At 59.7% G+C, this 10,883-nt stretch carries 9 protein-coding genes; 4 read left to right on the top strand and 5 right to left on the bottom strand.

All coding sequences use genetic code 11. The annotated features are described in order from the left end of the window. Window positions 1-56: 56 nt before the first annotated feature. Genes BN1127_RS01720 through BN1127_RS01710 form a run of 3 tightly spaced genes read right to left on the bottom strand, consistent with a single transcriptional unit; the run spans window position 57 to window position 3,895 of the window. On the bottom strand, window positions 57-2,609 hold the full coding sequence (locus tag BN1127_RS01720; RefSeq protein ID WP_042648259.1) for an MlaD family protein: 2,553 nt from the start codon (window positions 2,607-2,609) through the stop codon (window positions 57-59). Window positions 2,610-2,664: 55 nt separating this feature from the next. Next, window positions 2,665-3,273 carry a paraquat-inducible protein A gene (locus BN1127_RS01715; protein ID WP_042648258.1) on the bottom strand — a complete coding sequence of 203 codons (609 nt, stop codon included), beginning with the start codon at window positions 3,271-3,273 and terminating at the stop codon, window positions 2,665-2,667. Further along, window positions 3,251-3,895, bottom strand: a complete 645-nt coding sequence (locus BN1127_RS01710; protein WP_042648257.1) for a paraquat-inducible protein A — start codon at window positions 3,893-3,895, stop codon at window positions 3,251-3,253. Before BN1127_RS01710 ends, BN1127_RS01715 begins: the two co-directional genes overlap by 23 nt. Before the next feature lie 224 nt (window positions 3,896-4,119). Between BN1127_RS01710 and BN1127_RS01705 the strand changes: the two genes are divergently transcribed. From BN1127_RS01705 to fabA, 4 genes are all read left to right on the top strand, one after another. After that, window positions 4,120-4,425: a YebG family protein gene (locus BN1127_RS01705; RefSeq protein WP_042648256.1), complete on the top strand. Its 306-nt coding sequence runs from the start codon at window positions 4,120-4,122 to the stop codon at window positions 4,423-4,425. A gap of 316 nt (window positions 4,426-4,741) precedes the next feature. Further along, window positions 4,742-5,992, top strand: a complete 1,251-nt coding sequence (locus BN1127_RS01700; protein ID WP_197069610.1) for a tyrosine-type recombinase/integrase — start codon at window positions 4,742-4,744, stop codon at window positions 5,990-5,992. 201 nt (window positions 5,993-6,193) lie between these two features. Further along, window positions 6,194-8,170, top strand: coding sequence for a Lon protease family protein (locus tag BN1127_RS01695; RefSeq protein WP_042648254.1), 1,977 nt, complete (start codon window positions 6,194-6,196; stop codon window positions 8,168-8,170). Window positions 8,171-8,248: 78 nt separating this feature from the next. Further along, entirely contained in the window at window positions 8,249-8,809 is a 561-nt protein-coding gene (fabA, locus tag BN1127_RS01690; RefSeq protein ID WP_042648253.1) for a 3-hydroxyacyl-[acyl-carrier-protein] dehydratase FabA, read from the top strand. A gap of 83 nt (window positions 8,810-8,892) precedes the next feature. On the opposite strand, the gene rmf is transcribed toward fabA, so the two are convergent. Both rmf and BN1127_RS01685 read right to left on the bottom strand, forming a co-directional pair. After that, window positions 8,893-9,072 carry a ribosome modulation factor gene (rmf, locus tag BN1127_RS20990; protein WP_005315693.1) on the bottom strand — a complete coding sequence of 60 codons (180 nt, stop codon included), beginning with the start codon at window positions 9,070-9,072 and terminating at the stop codon, window positions 8,893-8,895. A gap of 157 nt (window positions 9,073-9,229) precedes the next feature. Further along, a complete protein-coding gene (locus BN1127_RS01685) occupies window positions 9,230-10,876 on the bottom strand; it encodes a DUF3466 family protein (RefSeq protein WP_042648252.1) in 1,647 nt (548 codons plus the stop codon). Window positions 10,877-10,883: the final 7 nt, after the last annotated feature.

Genomic DNA, 10,883 nt, shown 5'->3' with positions numbered 1-10,883 from the left:
TAACTGATCAGCATTGCGGCACTGGGCCGGGCTTGGGTCAAAGGGTCAGGGGAGCATCAGGGCTGGATGCGGGGGCTCCACTCCAGCCACTCCTTCTCCGCCTTGCCATGAAGCGGGTAGCTGTGGCCGGCCTTGACGGTCGGCCCCATCTCCCGCTCCGGGGTGTTGAAGGCGATGCCGCCGGCCAGCAGGCTCTGCACGGTTTCCACCTCTATGGTGCCGCCGGTCAGGCCGATGTCTGCCTTGACCCCGGACACGTTCCAGAAGCGGCTGTTGGCGCGCACCAGGTGAGCGTAATTCCTGTCGATGTTCACCTCGATCAGCACCTCGCTGCCATCACGGGCCAGCGCCACACCGCTGACGCTACCCACCACCATCTTGCGAAACAGCAGGGGGCTGCCGACGCTGATGCCGTTCACGGAGGGGCTCTTGAGGGTCAGGGCCAATCCGATGGGGGCGCTCAGACTCAAGGGGAAGTGCTCCTTGCCCGCGCCCTGGCCCGGGCTTGCCTCCACGAAGGCACCCTTGATCAGGGTGTCCAGATGAGAGACGCCCCCCAGCCCGAGCTTGGCCTGCACCAGGGTGTAGCGTGCTCCGCTCTGCAGGAAACGGGCGGCATACTGCCCATCCAGCTCGGCCTTGAAACGCACCTGGCCCAGGGTGGGATCCAGCTCGATCTGCTCCACCTTGCCGATGTCCACACCGCGATAACGGATGGGGCTGCCCACTCCGAGTCCGGGGTTGCTGTCGGCGGTCAGGGTGAGGGTGCGGACCTGGGTACTGGCCTGCGCCTGGCTGTCAAACAGCTGATGGCTGCTGCGGCCGGTGCCGAGCAGGTCAAACTCGATGGCACCCCGCAGCAGGGTGGCGAGGTTGCCCATCTTGACTTGCACGCCGTCGAGCCGGATCTTGCCCTCGATGGCCGCCTTCTTCCAGAACTGGGGCTGCTGCCTGAGCAGGGGCGCATAGACGGCGTCGATCTCCAGGGTGATGGCCACCCCGCGCTCCTCGGCTTTCAACGCCTTGACCTTGCCCGCCTCCAACCCCAGATAGAAGACGGGGGAACCCACGCCAATCCCGTCTGCTTGCTCGGCGTGCAGTGTCCAGCGCTCGGGTTGGGCGTTGCGACTACCGAGCAGGGCCAGTTCCTCGCTCGGATAGAGGCGGTCGATACGATCCCCCCCGGCAGCCTGGACCAGCTTGATCCCACCCGCCAGCCAGGCACTTGCCGGGCTGCTCTCCACCTTGACGCCGCTCAGATCGGCCTGGACCTGCAGAGGGGATGCGCGATAGAAACGGGCCCGTTTCAGCAGATGTTGATAGCGCTCGTTCACCACCAGGCTGACGCTGGCATTGCCACTGGTATCCAGGGTCAGCGCCCCCAGCTGGCCTATCTGCAACCCCTTGAACCAGAGCGGGGCCCCCTCGTTCAACCCGGCGAGATCGTCCGCCTGCAGGGTGAGCTTGATCCCGCTGATCTGGGCCTGGCTCTCTAGCGTCATGGTCTTGACCTGCTCGCCCGCGACATAGTCGAGGCGGATGGCCGGTCCGGTCAGCAGGCGATCCGCGTGCTTGAGCCCGGCCGGGGAGAGGGAGACCGTCTCCCAGACCAGGCGGCTCTTGCCGGTCATGCGAAATGCCTGCTCGGGGTTGATCAGCGCCGTGACGACCCGGCCCTGCTCGGTCAGGCGAATGGGATCAATCCTGCCAATCTCGATCCCTTCATAGAGGATGGGCATGCCATCCTTGACGGGCAGAGAGCCCGCCTGGATGGTGATGCGCTCGCCCCGGGCCGCCTCGGCCAGCCCTTTATAAAGGGTGAAATTGAGCCCCTTTTGCGCGACAGGCGACGCTTTGGGGGAGTCGAACGCAATGCCGCCGCTCAGGATGGAGGTGAGGCTACCTGCCTCCACGCTGACGCCAGCCAGGCTGAAGGAGCCCTTGATGCCGCTGATGTTCCAGAAACGGGTATCCACCTTGACCAGGTGCTCGAAGCGCGGCTCTATCACCAGATCCAGGATCACATTCTGGTTGTCCTCTCCCAGGCGGGTGTTGATGACGCTGCCGACCTCGATCCCGCGGAAGTAGATCCTGGCTCCGATGCCGACCGAGCCCAGCGAATCGGCGGTCAGGTGCAGGGTACGCCCCTGGGCCTGATAACCGGGGGGAGGGCCGTCCAGTGCATCAAACTCATCCTCCAGCGGGTTGTTGTCCCGGCCGGGTTGCAAGTTGATGTAGTTGCCGGAGACCAGGGTATCTAAACCGGAGATCTCGGTGAGGGAGGCCTTGGGGCTTACCAGCCAGAAGTCAGACCCCTTGCGAATGAGCGGGCGGGCACGGCTGTCGACCTTGGCGAGCACGGCTATCTTGCGACCGTCCTGAGCCAGCTCCAGTTCCTGAACCACCCCGATGGCCACCCCCTGATAACGCAGTTGGGTCTTGCCCGGCAAGATGCCGTTACCCTGGGCAAAGTTGATGCGAATGAGCTGACCACTGGTTGTCCACTGCTGGTAGATGAACCCCCCTGCCAGCAAGAGGGCGATGAAGGGCAACAGCCAGACTGGAGATAACCAGCGACGTTTCTCAATGACGGGTTCAGCCCCGATCATACCGACTCCTTAAGTTGGCTGTGATGCACAGCACATCCGATACAGAAAAAATGCATTAACGGGCCGCCTTGTCCCATAACAGACGGGTATCTAGCATCCGGGCCGACATCATGGTGAGGATCACCACGCCGGCAAAGGCGGTTGCACCAGGCCCGGCCCGTACGTTGAGCAAGACCCCGCGGTCCACCAGAGCCACCATCAGCGAGATCACGAACAGATCCAGCATGGACCAGCGACCAATGAAATCGATGATGCGATACATGATGAGCTGACGCTTGCGCCGCACCGGTTTGCTGCGTTGCAACTGCCAGCAGATCCAGCCAAGCCCCAGTATCTTGCCGATGGGGACTATGATGCTCGCGGTCAGCACTATGGTGGCGATGCCCGACATCTTGCTGCGATAGAGCGCAATGATACCGCTGAAAATGGTATCGGACTGCAGTAATCCCTTGTTGTAGAAGTGGGTGATGGGCAGCAGGTTCGCGGGCAGCAACATGAAGCTGGCGAGCGCCAGCAGCCCCCATGACCAGGCGAGCGAATGGGGGATCCGCATCTGCAAAAGGCTGTGGCAGCGGGGGCAACTCATGGCGCTCTGGTAACGCACCAGCAGGCCGCAGGTGTGGCAGCGGCAAAGCCCCAGTTCACGGGCGCTGGTCGGGATCATGTTCCGGCTCCTGCGAGGCATTTTGCAACGGTATCCGCTCCCAATAGGGGGCAGGATCAAAGAGGATCAGCAGCGTCATGTTGAGCAGCATCAAGATTCCCAGGCTGAGCAGGCCGCCCCCCAGACGCACGTCGGCGATGTCAATGAGCTTGAACAGGGCGACCATCAGACTGACGATGTAGACCTCCAGCATGGCCCAATGCCGGAACACCTCTACGGCCTTGAGCGTCGGGGCCAGTATGTGCCAGCGCTTGGCAAGGCCGGAGGCGAGCGCAAAGATGCCGAGCAGCAGCCCCACTGGCGCCAGCACTGCGCACCAGAGCACCAGGCTCGCCACCCAGAGTTCGCCCTCCCCAAACAGCATCAGAATGCCTTTGAGCAGGTTGGCATCGGAATTGACACCGGCCAGGCGCAGGTAGAGCAGGGGTTCGAAGAGGGTGGAGGGCAGCAGCAGGAAGCCGGTGATGGTGAGGGCCATCAACTGGGAAGGACGAAAGGCATAGCGACCATAGAGATGCTGGTGACAGCGAGGACAATGGGCGTGACGACGCATGGGCAACAGCTTGCGTTCGATCAGCAAGTCACACGCCGGGCAGACGATCACGGAGTGGGGATCCGACATACGATTCAACCTGTTGAAGGAATTGATAAAATTTACCCTAAAACGCCTTCGCTGTCTTGCCGGAGCTCCGTCTCTGGCCAAGAAAAGATGGCCCGGCCTGCCAACTCCCAGGGCAATAGAAAGAAACACGGGACAGAGGGCGCGTTGGCGGATCCTGAGTGATATTTGCAACACTGTATATTCATACATATACTTGCAGTCACTATCATGAGGAGGACGCCACTATGGCCGTTGAGATCAAGTATGTTGTCGTGCGTGGGGGAGTGGAGAAGATGACCTTTGCCAGCAAGAAAGAGGCGGATGCCTATGACAAGCTGCTGGATACCGCCGATGAACTGATGACGCTGCTGGCCGGAGCGCCTGTCCAGCTGGCGCCCGAGCAGCAGGAGCGCTTGGCCTTTTACCTGGCCGAGCAGCGGGATCTGCTGCAAAACGTGCTGCGCGGTGGTAAGGGGCAGGGGATCAGCACCAAGGAAGACAAGGTGGACACCGAGAAGCCCAAGGGAAAATCCCTCAAGAGTGTGGCCTGACAAGGAAAGGACGGGGCAGGGCGTCCAGCCCTGGGCCCCGCACCACAATATTCATGCAGGGCCCATTTCCAGTCACTCTTGTCGCTATTTACCCCGAGAAACTTCCAACAAGAGTGCATATTCATTGAATAAAGACCATGTTCTATCCTGAGCTGTGTCCGCCAGGGAAAGCCTTGAAGAATCATCCCCGGACCATCTGGCATCTCCTGATGCCGATAACCCCATTTATCGGCATCAGGATTGCGCGACACCGGGCCAGCCTCACTCAGCAAGACTCACAAGCACCATCATGAATCATCCGTCACTGCCGCCCGCCATGCCGCTGTTCGACAATCTGCTCCATCTGGAGGCGGGCAATCCCCAGGTCAACCAGTATCTGGCCACTCTCAGCCTGGGCAATGTTCCCGATGCCGGCCTCGTCTATGAGCTGGCTGTCGACTGGCTGCTGGAGCAGCGCCACAGCGAGAACAACTACAAGACCTACCGCAGCGAGCTGACCACCTTCCTGCATTGGTGTTTCTGCGAAGTGGCCATCAGCCCCAAGGATCTCACCAGGCGCATCATGATGCGCTACCTCGACTACTGCCAGGCACCGCCACAGGCGCTGATCGCATACCGAAACGTAGCCCAGTTCGTACTCGACAAGGAGTGGGGAGAGCGGCTGCCCAACCCCTTGTGGCGACCGTTTCTCGGCAAGCGGGAACTGGGCCGCGAGCTGCCATATCGCCTGAGCGAGCAGGCGATGAAAACCAAGCTCGCCATACTGTCGGCCTTCTTTCAATTCCTGATCCAGGAGGAGTACATGGACCTCAATCCTGCACTCTTGCTGCAACGGGTCAAGCGGCCGGACAGCCAGGACGCCGGTGAAGAGGCCCAGTCCTTTACCGAATTGCAGTGGTCCTATGTGATGCAGGCTGCCGAACAGTTGGCAACCGAATGCCCGGCCCAGCATGAACGCAGCCGATTTCTCATCTGCCTCATGTACGCCTGTTATCTGCGTATCTCCGAGGTGGCGGCCAGACCGGGCTTCAGCCCCGTCATGAGCCAGTTTCGCCGCGACAGCAAGACCGGGGTCTGGGGTTATGACATACCGCGCAGCAAGGGTGGCAAACGCCGCACAGTGGCCGTCTCACAAGCTTTGCTGGATGCATTGGCACGCTATCGCACCTTTCTTGGGCTCTCGCCGCTGCCAGCCCCAGGCGAACAGACGCCGCTCTTCGTGCGCCACAAGGCGGCCGCCCATGGCCGTGAGCAAGGCGAGCTCAATGCCAATCTCGGTATCCGCCAACTGCGGGACCTGGTGATGGCGGTCTTCGAGCAAGCAGCCAACCTGGCCGAGCAGGATGGCTTTGCTCAGGATGCCGCCGAGATGCGCACCCTGACGCCACACTCCATCCGCCATACCGGCATTACCCACGACATCAATCTGCATGGCCGGCCGCTGTCACACGTGCAAGCCGACGCCGGACACGACAGCATAGACACCACCTCCAAATACCTGCACACCGGCAACATCGAGCGGCACGAGAGTGCCAACCATAAGCCTCTGAATAGCCTGCATGAATGAGTGCCGGTACGCAGACTGCGCAAAAAGCATCAGTGTATCGGCCAAGTGCCAGATTGCGGGAAAATATGCCTGCCAGTCACCTCTCAACTAAACCGCGCATAATGCATATTATGTTAAATGACGTATGCTTGATTCCTGTTACCGCCAATTGAACTGTGTATAATGGAAACAATTGATCCTATCCCCGACCGGATGTCTTAAGTGGCTGAATTAACATCAGAACAATTAAAACCCGCTTTCACGATTGAGCAGTTCCCCACGCTCAGCGAGCTCGAACCCATCCCTTTTGCCGCCCTGCAACCCAGAGCCATTTCCGGCATCAAGCGACTGGCCAGTTTTGATGGTGACTGCCCGGTCATGTTGCTCAACGGCTTCCCGGGTGCAGATTATGAGAGTGTCTGCCAGACCTTGATCGCCTCTTCCAATGGCAAGGATGGCGACCTGTTCGATCTCTGCTATACCGAGAACCTCAACAACCCGTTCAAGCCCATCTGGCTGCGCCTGCAACCCGGTACCGGGTTTGAATTCTGCGAGATGGTTGGCGAACTGCTCAAGCTGATGAGCCATCACCTGGATGCCGAGCGCCTGGTCACCCGGATCATCCGCAAGCAGGAAAATGACCCCAAGATCGTGGACTTTCTCTCCGATCTGGCGGCGCACGTGGCCCAGGGGCTCGAATTCCAGCACCCGGTGCTCATCAACCTGCTGATCCATCACGAAGAGCAGCAAGCCCCCGTCATCTATGGCCGGGACTTGAACTGGGACACTCTGTTTGGCTCCATCAACTACCAGACCGAGCAAGGCTCCGTCTATGCCAATCAGCACTTGCTGGAGCCGGGCCTGCTGCGGGAAGCCAACGGCGGCTACCTCATCTTGCAACTCGACGAGCTGCTCGATCAGCCCCATCTCTGGTTCAAGCTCAAGAACGCCATGCAAAAAGGCGAGCTGGACTGGAATGCCTATCAGGAAGGCAAGACTCTGACCCCCTTCTTCACCCCAGAGGCCACGCCTATCCGGTTCAAACTGATCCTGGTGGGCGACCGGCTGGATGTGGCCGAGTTCCAGATGCTGGACAGGGACATGTCCGAGCGCATCTTCCTGCGCGCCGATCTGGTGTCCGAGGTGAACATTGAAGAGGACTTGCCCGAGTTCCTGCAATACCTGGCCTGGCTGCGGCTGCGCTGGAGCCTGCTGGACTTCACTCCGGGTGCCCTCCTCGCCCTGTGTCGCCATGCCAGTCGTCTCTGTGACCATCAGGAGTGGCTCTCCCTCTCGGAGGTGCAGCTCAGCGCCATCATGCGCATGGCTGACAGCCTGGCCCGGGAGCTTGAGGCGGAGAAGGTGACCGACGAGCATATACTGCTCGCCCTGGAGGAGCAGGATTACCGCCTCAACTACCTGGTGGAGCAATCCGATCAGGGAGTCATCGATGGCCAGATCCTGCTGCAGACCGACGGTGAAGAGGTGGGCCAGATCAACGGCCTCTCCGTCATCCAGGTGGCAGGTCATCCCTATGACTTCGGTGAACCGGTGCGACTGACCGCCACTGTGCATCTGGGGGATGGCGACGTGGCCGACATCGAGCGCAAGGCTGAGCTCGCCGGCCACATTCACGCCAAGGCGATGATGATCATCCACGGCTATCTCTCCAACAAGTTCGGCGCAGAGAACCCCTCGCCGCTCTCGGCAAACCTGGTGTTCGAGCAGTCCTATCACGAGATTGACGGCGACAGCGCTTCCCTGACCGGTCTGTGCGCCCTGCTCTCTGCCCTCGCCCGCCAACCTATCTCCCAGCGTTTCGCGGTGACCGGCGCGGTCGATCAGTTCGGCAACGTACAGGCTGTGGGTGGCGTCAACGAAAAGATCGAAGGCTTCTTCCGGGTGTGCAAGATCCACGGCATCACCGGCAAGCAAGGCATCATACTGCCCGGTACCAACGCCCAGCAGCTCAACCTCTCCGATGAGGTGATTGCCGCCGTCGAAGCGGGCCAGTTCCATATCCACCCGGTGGACCATGTGGAAGAGGCCATCGAATTGCTGACCGGCTGTGTGGCCGGCGAGCCTGACATGCCGGACACCCTGTTTGGCCGGATCCAGGACAGACTGGATGAACTCAATGGCACTGCACCCAAGAGTGGCGTGCTGCGCAACCTGCTGGGCCGTCTATTCGGCCTCTAAATAAAGTGATCGGAGTTGTTTAGCGAACAACTGTAAGCTAAATTGGCCCGGCTTTGACCCATATGAAGGATAAACAGCGTGACCCTAGATAACGACACCACTAATACCCACCTCTCCCTGTGTGAACAAGGTAAAGAGTCGTTTACCCGTGAAGAGCTGCTTGCCTGCAGCCGTGGCGAATTATTTGGTGAGGGTAACAGCCAACTGCCCGCCCCCAACATGCTGATGATGGATCGCATCGTCAAGATCAATGACAACGGTGGTGAACACGGCAAAGGCGAAATCCTGGCCGAACTCGATATCACCCCGGATCTCTGGTTCTTCGATTGCCATTTCCCTGGCGACCCCGTCATGCCGGGCTGTCTGGGGCTCGATGCCATGTGGCAGCTGGTCGGTTTCTTCCTGGGCTGGAAAGGCGGTCCGGGCAAGGGACGCGCTCTGGGCGTTGGCGAGGTGAAATTCACCGGCCAGATCCTGCCGACCGCCAAGAAAGTGACCTACAAGATCACCTTCAAGCGCGTCATCAACCGCAAGCTGGTGATGGGCATTGCCGACGGCGTGGTCGAGGTGGATGGTCGTCCCATCTACAGCGCGACCGACCTGAAAGTGGGCCTGTTCAAAGACACCACCGCATTCTGATCTGCTCTGACCCTGTCAGAGAGTGACAATGTAAAGGGGCCGCCATGGCCCCTTTCCTTTTGTAATGAGTGATGAAGTCTCGGTTACTTCATGAAGAGGCCTGAGCCTCGCCCCTCCATGGCGTCGCGCCAACCACCAAGCCAGTGCCCTCTGGCATCCAGGCATTGATACGGACACGCTTCTTTCTGTTTGCCGACTACGCCAGCCTGATAACCACGAGCGCGAGCTCTTTCCAGACGGTCCCGTTTCTGTCTCTTCATCATCTACGACCCTCTTCGTGGAACAAAAAAGCGACCAAGTTTTCACCGGTCGCTTTCATCTTTACCCCAGGGGGGAAGCAGGGTCAAACAAAAAATTCCATGCTATTCAGACGTTGTGACACAAGATACTGAACTGCATTAATTTTTGATGACACACTTTTTATCGCTGGTAACGGCGCAGCCAGGCGAAGGGCAAGGCCAGCAGCGTCAACCAGAACAGGCTGCCACCACCGCCATCTTCACCATCCTGACCGGTCTGGTTGTTGACCGGCGCATTGTTGACCACATAGTTGGCCGGTGTGTTGCCCTGATAGTCCGCCACGGTCGGCGTCAACTTGACAGCGACCACGGTCGCGTTGGTACGCAGGTTCAGATCGCTCTCGCTGTTATAGCGATAGGCGGTGGCGGCTATGGTGCCATCGCTGCTGATACCGCTGGCGTAAGCGATATGGTAATACTTGCCATTCTGGGCACACTGCTTGGCGCCGGCATCATCCAGACCACAGATCAGGTCGTTCAGGTACCAGTTGTTGTTCGGGGAGGCCGCATTGAGCAGGAAGGCTTCCTGCATGCGGTTGGTGCCGTTGGCCACAGGCTGGGTCTGATGACGGGAGTCACGCCAGCCGACCACCATGTTGTGATCGTTGATGGCCGCGCCCTCGGAGCCGGAGCCGGAGAGCGGCTTGTCCTGCAAGGGTATGGTTGCCGCCGAACTCGGATTGTTCAGATTGAACAGGAACATCTCGGTCGGACGGTTCTGACCCTTGTTGATGCTGTAACGCTGGTTGCCGATCACATAACCATTCTCGTTGACAGACACCGCCCAGCTATTTTGCAGCACACTGTCATCCTTGCCCGGCTCGCCATCGGGCAGCGGGATTATCTTGGTGGTACCCACGGTGCCGGCATCGAGATCCAGGGTCCAGTAACTGGCCAGGTTGCGGCCGTCAAGATCCCCCGAACCCACTTCACCGGTGGAGCTGTAGCCCACGCCGTACAGGGTGCCATTGAACGTCGCAGCACCGAAAGCAGAGGCCGTCTGCAGCACTTCGTCGCGTTGACGGCCATAGGTACTGGCCTGCATCAGCTTGTTGAAGCCACCTGAGCCATTGAGCAGCCAGAAGCTGGCCTGGGTATCGACCCCGGGACAGTAACGGAAGTCGCCGTATTCGTCGTCATTGCCTGCGAAACACCAGTTATAGAAGTCACCGCCCACGTTGTGGCGGTACTTGCCGCTGGCGGCCGTGCCGGTCACCAGGTACTGACCGTTGTCCAGTTTCTTGATGCTGGTCGGGACACTCAGGCTGTGGGTGCTGGCGGCATCTTTCAGCTCAACTGTGTTGCCATCCCCCGCGACCGCAAAGGCGGTGCGCAATTTGCCATTCATCTTGTAGCCCACCTGGGTGTCCGGTGTCTCACCCAGTGCCGTCACCAGACCATCTGTCTCACTGCTGACGACATAACCGACGCCGCTGCGCTGATCGACACCATCGAGGAAATCGCGGCGCCACTGGTAGGCAAACCCGGGGTTGTCATTCCAGAAGGAGTCACAGACGGAGCTTGAGAGGAAACAGCCCTGCTCAAAGCGGAAACGATCGACCAGGAAGTCGGCAGAGCGCACGGTCGAGAAGTACTCGGCCATGTTGTTCTTGGTGTTGATCCCGATGAGTCCGCTGCCATCGGCACTGATCCCGCTGGCATATCCTTTGACTTCGTCATCGACAATGGTGAAGAAGGAGCTTTGTGCCGCCTGCGCGTTGAGGCTGGCGCCGACCAGGATGGCCAGCATGGATAATTGCTTTTTCATCTACTTC

It is taken from the genome of Aeromonas media (assembly GCF_000819985.1).
Lineage (GTDB): Bacteria > Pseudomonadota > Gammaproteobacteria > Enterobacterales > Aeromonadaceae > Aeromonas > Aeromonas media.
This window is presented reverse-complemented; position numbering and strand designations above follow the sequence as displayed.

Excerpts from the sequence above, each read along its gene's own strand:
- BN1127_RS01700 (WP_197069610.1), top strand. The coding sequence starts at position 4,742 with ATGCCGCTGTTCGACAATCTGCTCCATCTGGAGGCGGGCAATCCCCAG.
- BN1127_RS01705 (WP_042648256.1), top strand. The coding sequence starts at position 4,120 with ATGGCCGTTGAGATCAAGTATGTTGTCGTGCGTGGGGGAGTGGAGAAG.
- BN1127_RS01710 (WP_042648257.1), bottom strand. The coding sequence starts at position 3,895 with ATGTCGGATCCCCACTCCGTGATCGTCTGCCCGGCGTGTGACTTGCTG.
- rmf (WP_005315693.1), bottom strand. The coding sequence starts at position 9,072 with ATGATGAAGAGACAGAAACGGGACCGTCTGGAAAGAGCTCGCGCTCGT.
- BN1127_RS01720 (WP_042648259.1), bottom strand. The coding sequence starts at position 2,609 with ATGATCGGGGCTGAACCCGTCATTGAGAAACGTCGCTGGTTATCTCCA.
- BN1127_RS01685 (WP_042648252.1), bottom strand. The coding sequence starts at position 10,876 with ATGAAAAAGCAATTATCCATGCTGGCCATCCTGGTCGGCGCCAGCCTC.
- BN1127_RS01715 (WP_042648258.1), bottom strand. The coding sequence starts at position 3,273 with ATGATCCCGACCAGCGCCCGTGAACTGGGGCTTTGCCGCTGCCACACC.